Annotated in this window: 23 protein-coding genes; 15 read left to right on the forward strand and 8 right to left on the reverse strand. The window is 63.2% G+C overall.

What is annotated here, in order from left to right; genetic code table 11:
* Positions 1-104 precede the first annotated feature (104 nt).
* The 15 genes from ACFI9K_RS06790 (at position 105) to ACFI9K_RS06860 (ending at position 12,157) form a co-directional block, all read left to right on the forward strand.
* Positions 105-1,637: a catalase gene (locus tag ACFI9K_RS06790; protein ID WP_462662805.1), complete on the forward strand. Its 1,533-nt coding sequence runs from the start codon at positions 105-107 to the stop codon at positions 1,635-1,637.
* Positions 1,638-1,775: 138 nt separating this feature from the next.
* A complete protein-coding gene (locus tag ACFI9K_RS06795) occupies positions 1,776-2,249 on the forward strand; it encodes a Dps family protein (protein WP_462662806.1) in 474 nt (157 codons plus the stop codon).
* 96 nt (positions 2,250-2,345) lie between these two features.
* Positions 2,346-3,038 (forward strand): HAD family hydrolase, encoded by a 693-nt coding sequence (locus tag ACFI9K_RS06800; protein WP_462662807.1) that lies wholly within the window; start codon positions 2,346-2,348, stop codon positions 3,036-3,038.
* Positions 3,035-4,834 carry a glycoside hydrolase family 15 protein gene (locus ACFI9K_RS06805; protein WP_462662808.1) on the forward strand — a complete coding sequence of 600 codons (1,800 nt, stop codon included), beginning with the start codon at positions 3,035-3,037 and terminating at the stop codon, positions 4,832-4,834. Before ACFI9K_RS06800 ends, ACFI9K_RS06805 begins: the two co-directional genes overlap by 4 nt.
* A 29-nt stretch (positions 4,835-4,863) precedes the next feature.
* Entirely contained in the window at positions 4,864-5,664 is an 801-nt protein-coding gene (locus ACFI9K_RS06810; protein ID WP_462662809.1) for an SDR family NAD(P)-dependent oxidoreductase, read from the forward strand.
* Between the two features lie 9 nt (positions 5,665-5,673).
* The gene (locus tag ACFI9K_RS06815) at positions 5,674-6,645 is read left to right on the forward strand and encodes an LLM class F420-dependent oxidoreductase (protein ID WP_222060938.1); all 972 of its coding nucleotides are present in this window, start codon (positions 5,674-5,676) and stop codon (positions 6,643-6,645) included.
* 197 nt (positions 6,646-6,842) lie between these two features.
* Positions 6,843-8,687: an asparagine synthase-related protein gene (locus tag ACFI9K_RS06820; RefSeq protein WP_462662810.1), complete on the forward strand. Its 1,845-nt coding sequence runs from the start codon at positions 6,843-6,845 to the stop codon at positions 8,685-8,687.
* A gap of 37 nt (positions 8,688-8,724) precedes the next feature.
* Complete coding sequence (locus ACFI9K_RS06825; protein ID WP_462662811.1) at positions 8,725-9,018, forward strand: lasso peptide biosynthesis PqqD family chaperone; 294 nt, start codon at positions 8,725-8,727, stop codon at positions 9,016-9,018.
* Positions 9,015-9,452, forward strand: a complete 438-nt coding sequence (locus ACFI9K_RS06830; RefSeq protein WP_462662812.1) for a lasso peptide biosynthesis B2 protein — start codon at positions 9,015-9,017, stop codon at positions 9,450-9,452. Before ACFI9K_RS06825 ends, ACFI9K_RS06830 begins: the two co-directional genes overlap by 4 nt.
* A gap of 135 nt (positions 9,453-9,587) precedes the next feature.
* Positions 9,588-9,707, forward strand: a complete 120-nt coding sequence (locus ACFI9K_RS06835; RefSeq protein ID WP_141216059.1) for a keywimysin-related RiPP — start codon at positions 9,588-9,590, stop codon at positions 9,705-9,707.
* A 49-nt stretch (positions 9,708-9,756) separates the two neighbouring features.
* On the forward strand, positions 9,757-9,876 hold the full coding sequence (locus ACFI9K_RS06840; RefSeq protein WP_462662813.1) for a lasso RiPP family leader peptide-containing protein: 120 nt from the start codon (positions 9,757-9,759) through the stop codon (positions 9,874-9,876).
* 57 nt (positions 9,877-9,933) lie between these two features.
* On the forward strand, positions 9,934-10,056 hold the full coding sequence (locus ACFI9K_RS06845) for a hypothetical protein (protein ID WP_256978825.1): 123 nt from the start codon (positions 9,934-9,936) through the stop codon (positions 10,054-10,056).
* A gap of 59 nt (positions 10,057-10,115) precedes the next feature.
* Positions 10,116-10,238, forward strand: a complete 123-nt coding sequence (locus ACFI9K_RS06850; protein ID WP_254925625.1) for a hypothetical protein — start codon at positions 10,116-10,118, stop codon at positions 10,236-10,238.
* A 109-nt stretch (positions 10,239-10,347) separates the two neighbouring features.
* Positions 10,348-11,343, forward strand: a complete 996-nt coding sequence (locus tag ACFI9K_RS06855) for an ABC transporter ATP-binding protein (RefSeq protein ID WP_462662814.1) — start codon at positions 10,348-10,350, stop codon at positions 11,341-11,343.
* A complete protein-coding gene (locus ACFI9K_RS06860) occupies positions 11,333-12,157 on the forward strand; it encodes an ABC transporter permease (protein WP_462662815.1) in 825 nt (274 codons plus the stop codon). The genes ACFI9K_RS06855 and ACFI9K_RS06860 overlap by 11 nt, the downstream gene beginning before the upstream one ends.
* A 10-nt stretch (positions 12,158-12,167) precedes the next feature.
* Here the strand turns inward: ACFI9K_RS06860 and ACFI9K_RS06865 are convergent, their stop codons facing one another.
* The 8 genes from ACFI9K_RS06865 to ACFI9K_RS06900 all read right to left on the reverse strand — a co-directional run bounded on the left by ACFI9K_RS06865 (position 12,168) and on the right by ACFI9K_RS06900 (position 18,854).
* Positions 12,168-12,833, reverse strand: coding sequence for a response regulator (locus tag ACFI9K_RS06865; protein ID WP_462662816.1), 666 nt, complete (start codon positions 12,831-12,833; stop codon positions 12,168-12,170).
* Between the two features lie 34 nt (positions 12,834-12,867).
* Positions 12,868-14,088, reverse strand: a complete 1,221-nt coding sequence (locus ACFI9K_RS06870) for a sensor histidine kinase (RefSeq protein ID WP_462662817.1) — start codon at positions 14,086-14,088, stop codon at positions 12,868-12,870.
* Positions 14,089-14,166: 78 nt separating this feature from the next.
* On the reverse strand, positions 14,167-14,535 hold the full coding sequence (locus ACFI9K_RS06875) for a hypothetical protein (RefSeq protein ID WP_462662818.1): 369 nt from the start codon (positions 14,533-14,535) through the stop codon (positions 14,167-14,169).
* A 25-nt stretch (positions 14,536-14,560) separates the two neighbouring features.
* A complete protein-coding gene (locus ACFI9K_RS06880; RefSeq protein WP_462662819.1) occupies positions 14,561-15,316 on the reverse strand; it encodes an ABC transporter permease in 756 nt (251 codons plus the stop codon).
* Entirely contained in the window at positions 15,313-16,059 is a 747-nt protein-coding gene (locus ACFI9K_RS06885; RefSeq protein ID WP_462662820.1) for an ABC transporter permease, read from the reverse strand. Before ACFI9K_RS06885 ends, ACFI9K_RS06880 begins: the two co-directional genes overlap by 4 nt.
* On the reverse strand, positions 16,056-16,958 hold the full coding sequence (locus ACFI9K_RS06890; RefSeq protein ID WP_462662821.1) for an ABC transporter ATP-binding protein: 903 nt from the start codon (positions 16,956-16,958) through the stop codon (positions 16,056-16,058). Before ACFI9K_RS06890 ends, ACFI9K_RS06885 begins: the two co-directional genes overlap by 4 nt.
* A gap of 82 nt (positions 16,959-17,040) precedes the next feature.
* Positions 17,041-17,715 carry a response regulator transcription factor gene (locus ACFI9K_RS06895; RefSeq protein ID WP_462662822.1) on the reverse strand — a complete coding sequence of 225 codons (675 nt, stop codon included), beginning with the start codon at positions 17,713-17,715 and terminating at the stop codon, positions 17,041-17,043.
* Positions 17,712-18,854, reverse strand: a complete 1,143-nt coding sequence (locus ACFI9K_RS06900; RefSeq protein ID WP_462662823.1) for a sensor histidine kinase — start codon at positions 18,852-18,854, stop codon at positions 17,712-17,714. The genes ACFI9K_RS06895 and ACFI9K_RS06900 overlap by 4 nt, the downstream gene beginning before the upstream one ends.
* Positions 18,855-18,859: the final 5 nt, after the last annotated feature.

Below are 18,859 nucleotides of genomic sequence, written 5' to 3' on the forward strand. Positions count from 1 at the left end.
TGAGTACGGGCATCCCCAATGAGAAACCGGGTCTTGCCCCAGGCCCCACAGTTCTCGTTCGAGACAGCCCTTTCGGACTCGACACAGCCATCAGGAGGCTTCGTATGACCAAGCCGACCACCAGCAAGCCCACCACCAGCAATTCGGGAATCCCCGTCGCCAGTGACGACCAGTCGCTCACCGCAGGCGCGCAGGGCCCGATCCTGCTCCACGATCACTACCTGATCGAGAAGATGGCGCAGTTCAACCGCGAGCGAGTCCCGGAGCGTGTGGTCCACGCCAAGGGTGCAGGCGCGTTCGGTGAACTCGAGATCACCGGAGACATCAGCAAGTACACCAAGGCGAAGGTGCTGCAGCCCGGTGCCAAGACCGAGATGCTCGCACGCTTCTCCACCGTCGCCGGCGAGCAAGGTAGCCCGGACACCTGGCGCGATCCGCGCGGCTTCTCGCTGAAGTTCTACACCGACGAGGGCAACTGGGATCTGGTCGGCAACAACACGCCGATCTTCTTCGTCAAGGACCCGATCAAGTTCCAGGACTTCATCCGCAGCCAGAAGCGGATGCCTGATTCCGGCCTGCGTGACAACAACATGCAGTGGGATTTCTGGACCCTTTCGCCCGAGTCGGCACACCAGGTGACTTGGCTCATGGGTGACCGCGGTATCCCGAAGTCGTTCCGCCACATGGACGGATTCGGTTCGCACACTTACCAGCTCATCGCCGAGGACGGCACCAAGACCTGGGTGAAGTTCCACTTCAAGACCGACCAGGGCATCGACTACCTGACGCAGGACAAGGCCGACGAAGTTGCGGGCACGTCACCCGATCACCACCGTCAGGACCTGTTCGGATCCATCAAGAACGGCGACTTCCCCAGCTGGACCCTCAAGGTGCAGCTCATGCCGTACGACGAGGCCGAGAACTACAAGTACAACCCGTTCGACCTCACCAAGGTCTGGTCGCAGAAGGACTACCCGCTGATCGAGGTCGGCAAGATGACCTTGAACCGCAACCCGGAGAACTTCTTCGCGCAGATCGAGCAGAGCTCGTTCGAGCCGTCGAACACCGTGCCCGGTATCGGCTTCAGCCCGGACAAGATGCTGCTCGGCCGTGTGTTCTCCTACGCGGACGCACACCGGTATCGCATCGGAGCGAACTACGCGCAGTTGCCGGTCAACGCCCCCAAGTCCGAGGTCAACTCGTACTCCAAGGACGGCAACATGCGGTACTCGTTCAACTCCCCGCAGACGCCCGTCTACGCGCCGAACTCGTTCGGCGGCCCGTCGGCCGATACGAACAAGTACGGCGACGACGGCGCGTGGGACTTCGAGCCTCGTTTCGTCCGTACCGGATACATCGAGCACCCCGAGGACGGCGACTTCGTCCAGGCGGGAGCGTTGGTTCGCGAGGTCATGGACGACGCGCAGCGTGAGCGTCTCGTCGGAAACATCGTGGGGCACGTCCTCAACGGCGTCAGCGAGCCCGTTCTGAGTCGCGTGTTCGAGTACTGGACCAACGTCGACCCCGAGCTCGGTAAGAAGGTCGAGGAAGGTGTTCGGTCGCAGCAGGACGAGACTGCGCCGACCACCGGTGCAGGCGCGGTCGACGATCCCGCCGACGAGGCCGCCAAGGTCTGATGGGAGGGATCGGCATCACAGCAATGGTGGCGCTGATCAGGAACAACGTGAGCCGACCTGCCGTTGTGTAGTACAGACCAAGGAACAATAATGGCGTGCGATGCACATCGTCGTCGCCAACGGCAGGGAGGCCACCTCATGACGAACCCCATCACCAGCACCCTCGATGCAGGTCAGCAGAAGATCGCAGGCGATGCGTTGCAGGGCACCGTCGTCGACTTGATCGACCTCTCGCTCATCGCGAAGCAGGCGCACTGGAACGTGATCGGTAAGAACTTCCGCTCCGTCCACCTCGAGCTCGACGAACTGGTCACTGCTGCACGTGAATTCACCGATCAGGCAGCCGAGCGCGCGACGGCCATCGGAGTGAGTCCCGACGGCCGCGCAGCCACCGTCTCCTCGACGGCGGGCACCAAGGGCTTCGGTGCCGGGTGGACTCAGGACAGTGAGGTCGTACCGGCCGTGGTCGACAACATCGCCGCCATCGTCGAACGTCTTCGCGGACGCGTCGCCGATACCGCCGAAGCCGACCCGGTGACGCAGGACCTGCTCATCGCCATCACGGCGCGACTCGAGCAGCTGCACTGGATGTGGCAGGCTCAAGCCAGCTGAGCTTTTTCACCTCGACAGGCCCCTCGCGTACTGCGAGGGGCCTGTTGTTTTCTCCGTCGACTGTTTGCGTGTATCGACCATGGGTATCCGACGGTCATGCTTGTTTCCACGCCGACGGTCGACGCTGTCCTGTTCGACATCGATGGCACGCTCGTCGATTCCAACTACGTGCATGTGGACGCGTGGTCCCGCGCGTTCCGGGAGGCCGGCCGAAAAGTTCCATCGTGGCGTATTCACCGCAGCATCGGGATGGACGGATCGAAGCTGCTCGAGGCGCTCGTCGGGTCGTCCGACAGCGCGGTAGCGCAGGAAGCGAAGAAGCTGCACGGCGAGCACTACGCCGATGCCTCGTCCGATCTCGAAGTGTTGCCGGGTGCCCGTGAACTGTTGGCGGACTTGGGCTCTCGCGGGATCACCGTGGTGCTCGCGACCTCGGCCCCCGAGAGCGAACTCGCGACTCTGCGTGATCTGCTCGACGTCGAGGACTCGGTTGCCGTCGTGACGTCCGGTGAAGATGCCGACGTGGCCAAGCCCGAGCCGGACATCGTCGCGGTGGCGCTCGAGCGTGCCGGTGTTCGAGCGGAGCGTGCCCTGATGGTCGGCGACAGTGTGTGGGACATCGAATCGGCCGGACGCGCGGGAGTGCGCGCCATCGGTGTTTTGAGCGGCGGGATCTCGCGCAGCGAATTGCTCGACGCGGGAGCGGTGGCCGTGTTCGACGACCCAGCAGATCTGCTGGCGAACATCGAGAACAGTCCCATCTACTCCAACGAAAAGGCAAGTGCTTGAGCGAGTTCCGCAAGCCGCACCCCCGGGTCGACGGTTACGTCCCCATCGAGAGCTACGGCGCGATCGGTGACGGTCGGACCGTGGCGATGATCGCCGACGACGGGCGCATCGACTGGTTTCCCGTTCCGAATCTCGATTCACCGCCCCCGTTCGCGGCGCTGCTCGACGCCCCACACGGCGGCTACATCGAACTCGCGCCCCGGGAAGAATTCACCGTCGAGCGCGAATTCGTCTCCGGCACCAACGTTCTGAGCACCACGTTCCGAACCGACTCCGGCACCGTGCGGATCACCGACTCACTGAACACCGGCGTCGCCGGACGGTTGCCGTGGGTGGAGCTGGCGCGTCGCGTCGACGGTCTCGACGGCGAGGTCGAGCTGACGTGGGCGGTCGCGCCGGGCACCATGCTCGGTGTCGCCTCCCCGTGGGCGTACGACACCGAGCACGGCACCGTCCTACGCGTCGACGGATTGACCTTGGCGGTCAGGACATTGGGTATCGAGAACGTGCAGCTCGCCGACCGCGACATCAGCGGTGTCTTCACCACCCAACCAGGCTCCCGGCACGTACTCGGCGTAGTGGGCACCGAGAACGAACCGCTGCCGCTGCCGGATCCGCAGCACGTCGACGAGGGAATCGACCGCACCATCGCCAATTGGCGGGTGTGGTCCGACGAGTTCTCCTACGAGGGCCCATGGGCCGAGCACGTGGCTCGCAGTGCCCTGGCACTGAAGCTGTTGCTGCACAGCCCGTCCGGTGCCATTGCCGCCGCCGCGACGACCTCACTGCCCGAGAACCGGACCGGCGGGAAGAACTGGGACTATCGGTACGCGTGGGTTCGCGACACTGCCTACACTATTCGTGCGTTGCAGCGGTTCGGTCTTCGTGAAGAGATCCATGCTGCGGTGGCGTGGCTGCTGAAAGTCATCCGCTCCAATGATCCGTTGGTCAACGTCTTCTACACGCTCGGTGGTGAATTGCCCGGCGGGACGGAACAACCCGACGTGCCCGGTTGGAAGGGCATCGGGCCGGTGGTGAACGGCAACGCCGCGGCGGACCAACTCCAGCTGATGATCTTCGGCGACCTGTTCTCGATCATCCGGCAGTACGTCGACGCGGGGAACATCCTCGACGCGCAGACCGGCCGACTGCTGGCGTCCATCGCGGACGAGGCGTGTGATTCGTGGCAGCGCAAGGACGCCGGTATCTGGGAGCTCGAGGACGAGCAGCACTACACCAGTTCCAAACTCGGTTGCTGGCAGGCGCTCGACTGCGCCGTGCACCTGGCGGAAGCGGGGGAGATCCCCGGTATCCCGGATCGATGGAAGGCCGAGAAAGAATGCATTCGGCGCTACATCGAAACCGAGTGCTGGTCCGACGAGCGGCAGGCCTACCTCGCCTACCCGGGTGCCGACGGGCTCGACGCGTCGGTTCTGCTGGCCGCCGAGATGAATTTCGATCGTGGAGAACGACTCTCGTCGACCATCGATGCACTCGTCGACGAGCTCGGTACGGGGCCCCTGATGTACCGCTACAGCGGAGTCGCCCAGGAAGAGGTGACGTTCGTGGCCTGCGCCTTCTGGCGGGTGTCGGCGTTGTCGTGTGTCGGCCGAGACGACGAGGCCAAGGCTCTGATGGACGAGTTGGTGGAGCTGTCCAACGACGTCGGGTTGTACAGCGAAATGATCGATGCTTCGGATGGGTCCTTTCTGGGTAACTTCCCGCAGGGCTTGAGCCACCTGGCCCTGGTGAACGCGGCGCTGACCATTGCGCGCTCTCACGACGCCACAGCCTGACAGCACTCTCTTGGACAAGGTGGGATTTCATGGATTTGGGAATCGACGGTAAGACAGCACTGGTGACCGGAGCAGACTCCGGCATCGGCTGGCACACGGCGAAAATGCTGCTCGCCGAGGGTGTTCGGGTAGTGATCAGCGACAAGGATCAGAATGCGCTCGACGACGCAGCAACGAAACTGGGCGCAGCCGATGGGCAGTTGTTCGCCTTCGCTGCGGACGTGACCGACACTGCGGCCGTCGAACACTTGGCGGCGCAGACGCAGCAGGCCGTGGGCGACATCGACATTCTCGTCCAATCATCGGGAGTGACGGGCGCGCAGGGACTGTTCCATGAGATCGACGAGGAAGGGTGGAGCTCCACCCTCGACATCGATCTCATGGGCCCCGTTCGACTGTTGCGGGCATTTCTGCCGGCCCTCCGGCGCGGCGGCTGGGGACGCATCGTGTTGCTGACCTCCGAGGACGCAGTGCAGCCGTACGACGACGAATTGCCCTACTGCGCAGCCAAAGCCGGTGTGCTGGCCCTGGCCAAGGGACTCTCGCGCAGTTATGCGTCGGAGGGCTTGCTGGTCAACGCGGTCTCGCCGGCATTCATTCACACCCCGATGACCGACGCGATGATGGACAAGCGCGCCGAGGAGAAGGGCACCGATCGCGACGGTGCCATCGAGAGTTTCCTCGACGAGGAGCGTCCGTACATGGAGCTGGGACGTCGAGGTGAGCCCGAGGAGGTCGCCTCGGTGATCACGTTCCTGTGCTCGGATCGCGCGTCCTTCGTCAACGGATCCAACTATCGAGTCGACGCCGGTTCCGTCGCAACAATTTAGGAGAACAGCATGACCAATTTCGGATATACGTTGATGACCGAGCAGAGCGGCCCGAAAGAGCTGGTGAAGTACGCCGTCGGAGCCGAGAAGGTCGGCTTCGACTTCGAGGTCAGCAGTGATCACTACTCACCGTGGCTCTCGTCCATGGGTCACTCGCCTTACGCATGGACGACGCTGGGTGCGGTGGCTCAGGCCACCGAACGCGTCGAGCTGATGACGTACGTGACGTGCCCGATCATTCGGTACCACCCGGCCGTCGTCGCCCAGAAGGCTGCGACGCTGCAGATCCTGGCCGACGGACGCTTTACCCTCGGCCTCGGTAGTGGGGAGAACCTCAACGAGCACGTTGTGGGTGAAGGATGGCCGTCGATCGACAAGCGGCAGGACATGTTCGTCGAGGCCCTCGAGATCATCCGCGCACTGCACGCCGGTGGCCTGGTCACGTACGAGGGCAAGCACTTTCGCGTCGACTCCGCACGCATCTGGGATCTGCCCGAGGGTGGCGTGCCGATCGGCATCGCAGCCGGCGGTGAGAAGGCCGTGGCGCGGTTCGCCGAGTACGGCGATCACCTCATCGCCACCGAGCCGGACGCCGATCTCGTCAAGGCATGGTCCGACAACCACGAGGGCCCGGCGCGTTCCATCGGCCAGATCCCCATTTCCTGGGATCCGGACAAGGACGCCGCCATCGATCGCGCACACGATCGCTTCCGCTGGTTCGCGGGCGGCTGGGCCGTCAATGCGGATCTTCCGACGACGGCCGGATTCGCTGGAGCCACGAAGTTCGTGCGCAAAGAGGATGTGGCCGAAACGATTCCGTGCGGACCTGATCTCGACGCCATCGTCGAGGCCGTCAAGCCGTACTGGGAGGCCGGGTACACCGACATCGCACTCGTGCAGGTAGGCGACGAAACCCAGGAGCGCTTCCTCGCCGAGGCCGCAGGCCCGCTGTTGGAGAAACTGCGCGCCGCGTCCAGCTGAGCTTGTCCGCACGCTGAACAACCCCGACCGAAGTCTTCGGTCGGGGTTGTTCGCGTCGGGCGGTCCTCCCACGGTATGACTCCACGTCCGTCCGCCGCAGGACAGAAATCGTCGACGGGCAGGACGCGACGAGAGTTCCCGCGCGGCAGAGTGGTTCACATCGAAAGAGCAGAACACTCACCCCAGGGAGGCGGACGATGAACACGCGAGATGCTGTCGAGGCGGGTGGCCGCTCGTTTTTCGTCGCGCTCCCCGATACGCCCCGCGCAGGCGCGTTGGCGGCCCGGTTGGGGCAGGTATCGACGACTCGGATCACTCACGACTCGGGGCGTCCGTGGCTTCTCGGGCATCTCACGACCGACCGACTCGTCACCGCACAGGTTGGACGCACGACCATCGCAGTCGTCGGCAGGTCCGATGCGACCGAGTCTCGTCTACGGAGACTTGCCGAGGACATTTCGGTGCCGTCGCAGGCGACTATCGTAGCGTCGAATTTTCACGGCAGCTATGCGGCGATCGCGTCGGTCGATGGACAGATCTATGCCAGCGCCGCGGCAATGGAGACCCGCAGAATATGGTCTGCGCGCATCGACGGCGTGGTGGTACTCAGCGACCGTGCCGATGTGCTGGCCGACCTGGGGGATTTCGACGTCGACCCAGCGGCCGTCACCATACGACTACTCGGTGCCATGCCACACCCACTCGATCGCGTCCCGTTGTGGACGGAGGTCGAACCGCTTGCCGGAGATCGATACATCACCGTCGACAGAAGCGGAGAGCGACGCCGGACCGGAACGTGGTGGCACGCGCCACAGGCCGACACCTCGAGGTCCGATGGCGCAGTTCTCTTCAGATCGGCTGTCGAGGGTTCGGTTCGAGCTCGCACCGCAACCGGAGATCCGGTGGCCTGCGACCTGTCCGGTGGACTGGATTCGACTCCGCTGTGCTACTTCGCAGCACACGCTCAGCAGGGAGTTCTTGCGCGCACGCTCTTCAACGACGACCCAGGCGGACGCGAGGATCTCCACTGGGCTCGCCGGGCGATCAAGAGCATGCCCGGAGTGCATACGCACGAGGTGACGTCTACGGACGACATGCAGGACTTCTACGAGGGCGTCGACGGGCTCGATGTTCGACTCGACGAGCCGACACAGGCTGCGACCGCCGGGCCGCGGATCGTACGAATGTTGGCCGACGATCGCCGCAAGGGAATCCGGACGCATATCACCGGTCTCGGAGGGGACCATATCCTGCGCGGCGTCAATGCGTGGGAGCACACGATCGTCAGGGCACGTCCGTGGGTCGGCTGGAACAGAGCCAGGGCGCAGCACATTCCCGCGGGAATCGGATTGCTGACGACGGTGCGAGAGTTGGCTGACAGACGAACATACCGACAGTGGTTCGCGGACACGATGCGTGATGCTCTCGCCGGAGCTCCTCACCCCGAGGTGCCGCGGATGAACGATTGGTCCAGTCCGCCCGTCGTGCCACCGTGGCTGACTCCGCACGCTCGCGAACTGCTCCGGAGCAAGATCGATTCCGCGCTCGATGCAGCAGAGCCGCTCGACCGAACCGTTGCCGGTCACATCGATCTGTACTTTGCGCGCGACGCAGCTCGACTGATCCGCGGAACAGCACAACTGGGTCAGCCTCTCGGAGTGTCCTACGATTCGCCCCTGCTCGACGACAGAGTGGTGGAGGCCGCCTTGTCGGTTCGACGCGATGAACGGGATACCCCACTCGAATGGAAGCCTCTCATGAAGGACGCGATGCGCGGATTGCTACCGAACGACTATCTGATGCGAACGAACAAAATCGGCGGTGGACCGCAGTCCGTACGCGGGTACGCCCGCCACTACGGACGACTGCTCGAGTTGATGGACGAGGCACGGCTGTTCGATACCGGACTGGTCGATCGAACAGAATTCGTTGAATCGACGTCGCCGCGAGCTCGTGAGGTACCGGTCGGACATGTTCACCAAGCCATCAATGCCTCGGTATTCCTTGCAGCTCAACGAAATCGGACCGATATATCTGTGTGATCGATCCATTCCGGGCCTACCGAAGAAGGAGAAACCTATGTTCTGGAAGACCAAGGACACTGCTGCGCAGCGAAAGTCGGGTCGTTCCAGCAGGACGAGGCACCTCGACACGGTGACAACCGAGTACGGTCACGTCGTTCTCGACGGTGCAGCAGGCCGATATTGGCACCTCAACGACAGTGCGCTGATAGTGTCACGTTGCCTGCGGGAGGGTGGCAGTCGCGAGGACGCGGCCGCTGCGTTGGTCGACACGTACGCCATCGACCCGGCACTGGCGAGACGCGACGTCGACGCTGCCTACCGGCAACTCGAAGGGGTCGGTCTGCTGTGAGTGACGTACTGCCACACATTCCTTCGACCCTCGGTCCGCTCCCCACCCTCGGCATCAAGGCGAGCGTCGGATTTGCCAAGGGCCTGAGCCGAATGCCGCCGAATTCCCTGCGTTCGGTGCTCGAACGAATCGCAGCCGGTGCTCGGCCGGCGACGTACGAGGAGGCGCGTCTGGCTCGAGACGCGGTCCTGACCGCCAGCCCCTACAGCAGAGGTGGATCAGCCTGTCTGCCTCGATCCCTCGCGACAGCGTTGGTGTGCCGTGCGCGAGGCACGTGGCCACAATGGTGTGTGGGCGTACTCTCATCGCCGCCGTTCACCGCCCATGCGTGGATCGAGGTCGACGGAGTGATCGTCGATGAACCGATGGCCAAGTCCGATTTCTCGACGTTCTTCTCGGTCCCCTCGAAATCGGCACTGCCGCAGTCTTTGTGAGCTGCAATTCTAGGCGTGCCGCATGAACTCGGGACGTCGGCCGTCGACCGCCGTCGATCCCGTACCCGGGGGACCCGATACGGGCCCCGGAGTGAATCGACCGATCCCCTGAGTATGCGAAAGGAGGTGTGACACATGACCGAGGATTACCAAGCCCCGACCATCGTCGACCTGGGTAGCTTCCAGGACGAGACCGGTTTCGGCATCGGTGGCCAGGCCGAGGGCTGGAACCCGATCGCCGATCGCAAGAACTGACGCCGGATCTCAGAAGCTCGACAGGACAGAATCGAAAGGAAATACCGCCATGACCAAGGATTACGAATCTCCCGCCGTCGTCGACCTGGGTAGCTTCCAGGACGAGACCGGTTTCGGCATCGGTGGCCAGTCCGAAGGCTGGAACCCCATCGCCGATCGCAAGAACTGATCGTCGCCGCCGCGAACATCGCCGCATGATCAACCTCGGAAAGGAGGTGTAACGCACATGTCGAAGGCATACGAAACACCTGCTGTTGCAGATCTGGGCCGTTTCCAGGACGAGACCGGAGAGTTCATCGGTCCGCACACCGAAGCGATCCTGCCGTTCGAGGATCACTCCAAGGAGTGAATTCGTCAGTCATACATGGTAATTCGAGACATCTCGACAATCCAGCGAGGAGTTGCATCGTGAACAAGGCATACGAAACACCTGCTGTTGCAGATCTGGGCCGTTTCCAGGACGAGACCGGAGAGTTCATCGGTCCGCACACCGAAGCGATCCTGCCGTTCGAGGACCACTCCAAGGAGTGAGACTGCACCCGGTACGGCGACCCGGCACGATCATGTGCCGGGTCGCCGGTCCGGGGTCCGATTCCGTTTCGTACCGAACTCTTGTGGCAGCAACGTAGAAGGAGCGTCGATGACGATGGCACTGCACGAGCAGTCGAACGACTCCGTTGACACATCCGTCTACCCGAACCGATCCGACGTACCGGCCCTCGAGGCCAGGGACGTGCGGATGCGCTACGGGTCGATCGATGTGTTGACCGGGGTCGATCTGCGTGTCGAGGCGGGCGAAGTGGTTGCATTGCTCGGGCCGAACGGCGCGGGTAAGACGACCACCATCGAAATTCTCGAGGGAATTCGCCGCCGGTCGAGTGGGTACGTGCGTGTGTTGGGAGTCGACCCCGCCCACGGCGACGAAGAATGGCAGTCGCGCATCGGCGTCGTGCTGCAGTCGTGGCGAGACCATCGTCGGTGGAAAGTTCGAGAGTTGTTGCTGCACTTCGCACAGCACTATCGAGTACTCGGGCCGTCGGGTGGCCGACTGCCGTACGACACGGACGAGTTGCTCGATGCTGTCGGGCTGACCGACCGGGCCGAGACCAAGGTCGGTCGACTCTCCGGAGGCCAACGGCGTCGTCTCGACGTCGCGATCGGACTCGTCGGCAATCCCGAACTGTTGTTCTTGGACGAACCGACAGTCGGGTTCGATCCCGAAGCGCGCCAGGACTTTCACGACCTCATCGGCTCGATCACCCGTACACGGCGAACGGCCGTCGTGCTGACCACCCACGATCTGGTCGAGGCCGAGCTTCTCGCAGATTCGGTGGCGATTCTGGTGGATGGACGTGTCGTCGCACGTGGAACCACCGAGCAGCTCGCCCGCCGGTACGCCTGGGGTACCGCGGTCTCGTATCGGCTCCGTGGACGTTCACAGACGGCGACGGTCGACAACGCCACCGAGTTCGTCCGTGAACTGTTGGCATCGGGGGGCTCCGACGTGACCGATCTCGTCGTCCGGCCACTGAATCTGCAGGACGCCTACCTGCGCATGATTCGAAGTGCCGATCCTGTTGCCGCCGAGCTCGATCCGAGCCCAGATGAAGGAAAGGTGCTCTTTCATGCTCATTGATACCGTTCGCCTCGGCCTCGGCCGCGGGCTGATCGAATTCAGACAGAGCCTTACCCTCGTCCTCAACTACATCTTCTTTCCGTGCATCGCACTGATCGTGATGTATTTCCTTCGAGGAGTGGAGGTGTCGGGCTCCGGAACCTCGCTCGGTAGCTTCGCCATTCCCGGAGTGCTCGCGATCAACGTGCTGTTCAGCGGACTGATGGGGTTGGCCACCAACCTCATTGCCGAGCGTGAAGACGGTAGTCTGCTGCGCGTGAAATCTTTGCCCTACGGTATTCACACCTATCTCGTCGGAAAGATCAGCAGCCAGGTGGCCCTGACGTTCATCACCTTCTGCGTCGTACTGATCGGAGCAAGTGCGCTGTTCGGGCAGTTCGTCTCCGCCGATCCGATCGAACTCGCGAACCTCGTGTGGATTCTGCCCCTCGGTATGACGGCCACCCTCCCGTTCGGCGCGATCCTGGGTTCGCTCGTCAAGAACCCGCGCAACCTGAGTTTCGTATCGCTTCTGCTCATGGCTCTGGTGAGCGTCTCCGGTGTGTTGTACCCGCTGGCGAACCAGGCATCCTGGATGCAGGCAATCGGCCAGGCGACTCCGCTCTACTGGCTGGGTCAGGCTCTGCGTGCTGCGCTCCTCGGTGATGCCGCAGCCGCCTCTGAGATCGGTGGACGGTGGCACCTCGCCGAGACCGCATTGGTTCTCGGTACGTGGAGCGTCGTCGGATGCGTCGCGGCGGTGCTCGTGCTCAGACGCGCGGCGCGGCGCGATGCGGGTGCCAAGATATCCGCACCCACCTCGCGTGCCGAGTGATCTCGCTCCGTCAGTCCGATACCAAACCCGCAGTATGGGCGAACACCACGCACTGAATCCGGTCGCGAACATCGAGTTTGCGCAGTACACGCCCCACGTGTGTCTTCACGGTAACCTCCGCGATGAACAGCTTGTCCGCGATCTCGGAGTTGTTCAGTCCCTGCGCGATTGCCTGGAGTACGTCACGTTCTCGGTCCGTCAGCGACTCCCACCGTCGCCGAACGGAATCGTCTGCGGGGACGCCGGCTCGTTGCGGGGATACCGAGCTCAGCAATTGCCGGGTCATTTGCGGCGAGACAACCGCAGTACCTCGGTGAGTGGACTCGATCGCGGACAGAAGCGCGTCGGGTGGAGTGTCCTTGAGCAAAAATCCGCTGGCCCCCGCCATGATGGCGTTGTACGCCAGGTTGTCCACCGCGTATGTCGTGACGATGAGGATCTTCGGAGGCGCGTCGAGTTCGAGGATCCGCGCGGTGGCGTCCACTCCGTTCAGTCCGGGCATGTCGATGTCCATCAAGACCACGTCGATCTCACCCGGCGAACTCTCTACCAAGGAGACTGCGTCGATCCCATTGGTGGCTTCGCCGACGACGGTTGTTCCACTGCCGGACTCGACGATCATGCGCAACCCAGCTCGGAACAGCTCACTGTCGTCGACGATGACAGTGCGAATCATTGTCCCCCCGAACGTTCGTGTCAGCAGATGGCGATCAGCTGGTTCCGGTGCGAACATACCGGTTGTCCGAGCGGCGTTCATCAGAGCTGAGAGGAATCGTGGCCCGAACTACGAATCCGCCGTCGGGCGGCGACCCGGCGAACAGCGTCCCTTGTAGGGAATCGACGCGCTCGCGCATACCGAGTAGCCCGAAGCCGTCCGTGGTGCAGCCTGGGGCACCCACGTCGGCAGCCGACCCATCTCCATCGTCACTGACTTCGACTCTCACGTTCTCTGGAGTGACGTCGACCGAAGCAGTCACCTTGGTCACCGAAGTACCTGCATGTTTGCGAACGTTGGTCAACGACTCCTGCACGATTCTGTAGACGGCTTCCTGCACCGTCCGTGGCAGGTCGCAATGACGGCCCTTCACGGTCAAATCCGTTGCCACGGTATCGGACGCGGCCGATTCGACCAGGAACTCGAGGTTCGACACGACGGGCGAGGTGCGCGTCATGTCCGCCGGTTCGTCTCGCAGCAACTTGAGCAGCTTGCGGAACTCGGAAAGCGAATCACGACAATGGGTGTTGATCATGCGTAGCGCATGCTGGTGTTCTTCCGCCATCTCGGGTGAGGACCGCAACGTTCCCTCGGACATCGTGAGGATGCCGGCCAGACTGTGCGAAATCACGTCATGAAGGTCGCGCGCGATGCGGGCACGTTCTTCTGCTGCGGCTATTTGCGCCAAATGGTCCTGCTCGCGTTCGAGTTGGTCGGCACGGGCTCGCAGAGTTTCGTCGTGCACTCGACGTAAGGCGGTATGGGTGCCCCACAGCCACACCGCGACGGTCGTCGTCCCGATGGCCGACAGTGGCACAGCAGATGCCGCGAACGTCTCACCCCACCGGATCGCGGCGAGAACAGCGCCTGCCACGACGGCGGTCGCACACAGCAGTGCCGCGCGGCGTGTGGCGTGCGCTGCCACCGCGTACACCCCGGCCAGCAACATGAGATCCGCCGGGATCGGCCCGAAACCTTCGATCAACTGGACGGTGCCGGCAGCCGACATCACGGCAAAGGACCTCAGCGGATAGCGATGCGCGAACAACCATGGCAGACACAGGCCCAGTGCGACGGCCGTCAAGAGAACGGTCGTCGTACCGCGCCAGTACACGCCGACCGAAACTGCTCCCGTATAGGAAAGGATGCCGAAGCAGAGAACACCGCGTCCGATGGCTCGGACGCGGTGTTGCTCGGATCCAGTGGTGAGCGTCATGCGGCGATGATAACGGGACCAGTTGGTTCGTAGTGTTCCGAACAGGTCTCACGGATCGATCGCCGAGACGTCGTCGTATCAGCCGGAGAAGATGTTGCTCACTGCGTCGTGCAGCTCTCCGTACTGAGCGATCGACGGATTCACCACGAAGAAGGTCCACAGGGCGGCAGCCGCCACGGATACGCACAACACGATCGTCGACAGTACGAATCCCGTACGCGCTGTCCCGGTTGCATTGCGTCGCGTCGCCCGCCACCCCAGAATGACGCCGGTTGCGGCGAGCCCGACCGGGACGAAGCCGGCGAACGGAAAGATCACCAGCACGGGTGTCAGAACGAGTGCGAGCAGTGCTGCCGTGAGCGAAGCGGCACCGCGCCCGTCGGGGCGCGGATGCGCGCGGCCCGGTTCGGTGTACTCGGTGTGAGCGATCGTTCGATTGTCGTTCATGGTCGATTCTCCTTTCGCAGCGATCTCACTGAACGTGAATGTCCTTGCGGTCGAGAGCTCTTCCGGTCGATGCGACGACTGCGACAGCGAGCAGTGCCGTGGCCGTCAGGACCGACAGTGCGGCCCCGGTGGTGAGCGAACCGGAGTCACCGAAGGTTCCCGTTGCCAGTTGGGTTGCGCGAGTCGCCAGTGCATAGGGCAACACGAAGATTGCTCCGGTCACCTCGGCGGTGAGGAGGAATACCGATAGACCGGCCCCGACGAGAGCGATGGCGATCGGTACCGCGAACGATCTGATCGCCATCGACAGACCGGACTGCAGAGCCGCCAGCGGTAGCGAGCCCACCACGACGAGCGCACTGGTCGCGAAGAGCTCGGTAGGGAGCATGCCGTCCAGCGAAAAGACCACCTTGCCGAGGACGACGACGGCTGCCAGCATGACGAAGTTCATCGCCGCGGTCAGCGTTGCCACCACGGCCGTCTTGGCGAACACGATGCGCACCGACGAGACCGGCCCACTCATCAGGGCATTCCAATTCCCTCCTCGGTGTTCGGATTTCCATGCCAGCGAGGCCAATACGGCGACGCCGAGTGCGAGTGGGAACAGGCCGTAGAACACGACTGTGCGCAACCACAATGTGTGCCATCCGTCTGCCAACTCTTCGCCCGAGGTGATCGTGTTGAACGTTCCGACTCCCGCGATGATCAGCGGGAGGAGGACGACGACCGTCCAGGCCTGCGAGCGCTTGAGCTTGATCATTTCGGCCGAGAACGCGTTCATGCTCGTACCTCCTGTCGATCCAGTCGAACGGTCATGAGCCAGAACAACACTGCCCCGACAACTCCGAGGGCGACGATGCTGGCGTAGGACGGGTTCAGCGTCACCACCTGCTCGCCTCGGTAGTCGGCGGCAGACGCCAACGAGTAATATCCCCACGGCGTCAGGTGCGCTGCCCAGGAGGGGAATCCGGAGGCGCAGATCGCGATGACGGTACCCACGATGCCGATTCCCAGCGCGACCAGTTGGTTGTCCACTCGCGCTGAGATCAGCAAATGCAGACCGAGTATCACCAGGTTCGCCGTGACCACCGCCGCCGTGTAGCCGAACCACAGGCCGGCAGGCAACGGCTGGGTCACTCCGATGGCAGTTCCCAAGAACAGACCTGCCGCGCTGGCCACCACCGTCGCGGTAACGACGACGAGGCCCGTCGAGACGAGCTTCGCGCGAACGAGGGCTCCGCGGTCGGCACCATTGGACTGGTTCAGCAACCACCCGTTCGACTGGTGCTCGACTTCTACTGTGCGGCTGGCTATCACAGCGATCAGCAGGGGTGAGGCGATGGGGACGGCAAGGGACAGACCGGCCAGTGGCAGTGCCCAGGAGACCGTGGTCGAATCGTTCGACGTCGCTGCGGTGAGAGCGCCGACGAAGGTCAAACCTACGATTGCGGCGACCAGCACTGCGGCGATCGCGCCGATGTGCAGGTGCCTGAGTTTGGCGAATTCGTTGCGTACCGTCGTCACAATCGGCCGCCCTTCGTCAGGTTCATGAATACGTCTTCGAGCGACTGATCGTCGCGCCGAACGCCGTAGACGCCTGCGTTCGCGCCGACGAGTTCTGCCACCACCTGCGCGGTACCTCGATCGTCGATGCCGGACAGTCTCAACGTGTGGTCGTCGATCTGAACCGGGATCTTCTGTTGCAGAACCGAGCTCGCGCGGTTGGGGTCGATCGCGTCGATGAGGAGGTCCGGAGTGGATGCGGCGAACAGCTCGTCGCGGGTGCCTTGGAAAATCAGGCGACCCTGGCTCAGGATTCCCAGCATGTTGGCCGTCTTGTCGATCTCACCTAGCAGATGGCTCGAAACCATCACTGTCACACCGTGTTCGGCGAGATGGCGGAGCAAGCCGCGGATCTCTTCTATGCCCGCCGGGTCCAATCCGTTGGTGGGTTCGTCCAGGATCAGAAGTTGTGGTTCGCGCGCGAGCGCCATCGCGATGCCCAGGCGCTGTTTCATCCCGAGCGAATAGTTCTTCACCCTCTTGTCGAGGTGTTCCTGCAGTCGGACGGTGGCCACTGCCCGTTCGATCTGTTCGGTGTGCAATCCGAGCGAGCGTTGCACGATACGAAGGTTCTCTGCACCCGTGAGGTGGCCGTATCCGGGTGGAGCTTCGATGAGTGATCCGATGTGTGAGAGCAATTCGCGGCGGGTGCCGTGATTCATCGGTCTGCCGAGTATCTCTACCTCACCGGAGGTCGGTCGAATCAGGGACAGCAGCATTTTCATGGTCGTCGATTTGCCCGATCCGTTGGGACCGAGAAAGCCGTAGACGCAGCCCTCAGGGATGCGAAGGTTCACGTCGTCGACGACGGTATGCGTGTCGTAGCGCTTGCCGAGGCTGTGAGTTCTGACGATGTCCATGCCCCGACTGTTCCGCATTCGGCCTGTAGAATCGTCCGCCTGCAGGAGTATTTCGAGGGGTATACCCAGGTATACCCTCCCTTCAGCCGGCGGTCCCCGGACCGACCAGTCCCGACTCGTACGCGGCGATCACTGCCTGGGTGCGATCGCGCACACCCAGCTTGGACAAGATGCGCCCCACGTGTGCTTTGACGGTTACCTCCGATACCGTCATCGCAGTGGCAATCTCAGCATTGGACAGCCCGCTGGAGAGGTGGACCAGGACTTCACTTTCACGTGGAGTCAAATCGGCCAGTTGTTCGACAGAGGCGGACACCGGTCGCGCTCGGGGTGCGGTTGCGGAAGTGAAATGCTCGATCAAGCGCCGCGTGGTGCTCGGGGCGACTACCGAATCTCCCTCGTGCACATGCTGGACCGCTGATATCAGCTCATCGATTGGAGCGTCCTTGACGAGAAAGCCACCGGCACCGGCTCGTATGGCGTCGAACACGTACTCGTCGAGGTCGAAGGTGGTCAGTATCAGTACTTTCGAGTTCGTGGCCTGCACGATTTCACGGGTTGCTTCGATGCCGTCCATCACCGGCATTCTGACGTCCATGAGAACGACGTCGGGGGTGGTCGCCCGAACCACGTCGATGCCTTCGCGTCCGTCGGCCGCTTCGCCGACTATCCGCACCTCGGGGCGCGAGCCGAGCACCAATTTCAGTCCGGCTCGCACGAGGTTCTGATCATCGACCAGCACAACCGATATCGTCACCGGGCCGCCTCGGTGGGCAGTGAGACCGTGACGAGGAATCCGTCCGCAGTCGGGCCTGCGTCGAAGGTACCGCCCTGCGCGAGAACCCGCTCCCGCATGCCCATCAGCCCCCACCCGGACACGGTCGTCGAATCGGTTCCGCGCCCGTCGTCGGCGACGGTCAACTCGATTTTCGCCGGTCCGTAGTTCAGATGCACTCGCACGGCTCGAACCTCCGGTCCCGCGTGTTTGCCCACGTTGGTCAACGACTCCTGAATCACACGGTAGATCACCAGCTGGAGACCGGGCGGCAACTCGACCGGCTCGCCCGTCACCCGGTAGTCGACTGGAATGCCCACCGCCCGCGATCGCTCGATGAGCCCGTCGAGCTGTGCCACACCCGGTGCAGGCACCCGGTCTACCGGATCGTCGGAATGGAGAACGGAGAGCATCGACCGCATCTCCGTCATTGCCTCTCGGCCGGTGTTTCGAACGGTCTCCATCGCCGCGGCGGCCGCATCGGGATCTTGTCGGACGGTGCCGACGGCACCCTCGGACAACAGCACGATCGCGCTCAAACTGTGGGACACGATGTCGTGTATCTCGCGGGCTATCCGGGTGCGTTCGGCCGCAGCTGCGTCCCGCTCCACCTGCTCGGCACGGAGCTGCAGGCTGTGGACGTACTCGTTGCGGACACGCGCCAGCATTCCGGTCAGCCACGCGATCGCCACGATCAATACCAGCAGGCCCACGTCACCGAAGGACATGCTGTACCGCTCCATCGACGGCATCGTCATCGTGATCGTCCACACCGCCACCGCGACAGCCGCTGGGACCGAGTTCGACGGTGGTCGACTCTGAGCGACGGCGTGGAGAGCGGGAACGAGCATCACGTCCGCGACCAGCAGCTCCACCCCGAGCGCAAGTTGGAGAAAGGCGGTCGCGAGGACGACCGCGAACATCGCGAACGGACGACGCCGGTGAAAGACGTACGGCAGGCACAATCCGACCGGCAGCGAATAGGCGATCCAATCGACCGCGCTGTCAGGGACCGCGAAACCCTGGACCGGCATGTTGTAGACGAAAATCGCAGCGGCGACAGCAGAGTCCAGAGGCGTGAGGTTGCCCCGGCCGGACCGGGCGGCTTCGATCACCGTCATCGACC

The organism is Rhodococcus sp. PSi06, from assembly GCF_054960675.1.

Bases quoted from the DNA above. Each gene is read 5' to 3' on its own strand.
- ACFI9K_RS06815 (WP_222060938.1), top strand. From the start codon at position 5,674: ATGACCAATTTCGGATATACGTTGATGACCGAGCAGAGCGGCCCGAAA.
- ACFI9K_RS06875 (WP_462662818.1), bottom strand. From the start codon at position 14,535: ATGAACGACAATCGAACGATCGCTCACACCGAGTACACCGAACCGGGC.
- ACFI9K_RS06810 (WP_462662809.1), top strand. From the start codon at position 4,864: ATGGATTTGGGAATCGACGGTAAGACAGCACTGGTGACCGGAGCAGAC.
- ACFI9K_RS06845 (WP_256978825.1), top strand. From the start codon at position 9,934: ATGTCGAAGGCATACGAAACACCTGCTGTTGCAGATCTGGGCCGTTTC.
- ACFI9K_RS06900 (WP_462662823.1), bottom strand. From the start codon at position 18,854: ATGACGGTGATCGAAGCCGCCCGGTCCGGCCGGGGCAACCTCACGCCT.
- ACFI9K_RS06835 (WP_141216059.1), top strand. From the start codon at position 9,588: ATGACCGAGGATTACCAAGCCCCGACCATCGTCGACCTGGGTAGCTTC.
- ACFI9K_RS06790 (WP_462662805.1), top strand. From the start codon at position 105: ATGACCAAGCCGACCACCAGCAAGCCCACCACCAGCAATTCGGGAATC.
- ACFI9K_RS06860 (WP_462662815.1), top strand. From the start codon at position 11,333: ATGCTCATTGATACCGTTCGCCTCGGCCTCGGCCGCGGGCTGATCGAA.
- ACFI9K_RS06800 (WP_462662807.1), top strand. From the start codon at position 2,346: ATGCTTGTTTCCACGCCGACGGTCGACGCTGTCCTGTTCGACATCGAT.
- ACFI9K_RS06890 (WP_462662821.1), bottom strand. From the start codon at position 16,958: ATGGACATCGTCAGAACTCACAGCCTCGGCAAGCGCTACGACACGCAT.
- ACFI9K_RS06825 (WP_462662811.1), top strand. From the start codon at position 8,725: ATGTTCTGGAAGACCAAGGACACTGCTGCGCAGCGAAAGTCGGGTCGT.
- ACFI9K_RS06865 (WP_462662816.1), bottom strand. From the start codon at position 12,833: ATGATTCGCACTGTCATCGTCGACGACAGTGAGCTGTTCCGAGCTGGG.
- ACFI9K_RS06820 (WP_462662810.1), top strand. From the start codon at position 6,843: ATGAACACGCGAGATGCTGTCGAGGCGGGTGGCCGCTCGTTTTTCGTC.
- ACFI9K_RS06855 (WP_462662814.1), top strand. From the start codon at position 10,348: ATGACGATGGCACTGCACGAGCAGTCGAACGACTCCGTTGACACATCC.
- ACFI9K_RS06840 (WP_462662813.1), top strand. From the start codon at position 9,757: ATGACCAAGGATTACGAATCTCCCGCCGTCGTCGACCTGGGTAGCTTC.
- ACFI9K_RS06880 (WP_462662819.1), bottom strand. From the start codon at position 15,316: ATGAACGCGTTCTCGGCCGAAATGATCAAGCTCAAGCGCTCGCAGGCC.
- ACFI9K_RS06795 (WP_462662806.1), top strand. From the start codon at position 1,776: ATGACGAACCCCATCACCAGCACCCTCGATGCAGGTCAGCAGAAGATC.
- ACFI9K_RS06870 (WP_462662817.1), bottom strand. From the start codon at position 14,088: ATGACGCTCACCACTGGATCCGAGCAACACCGCGTCCGAGCCATCGGA.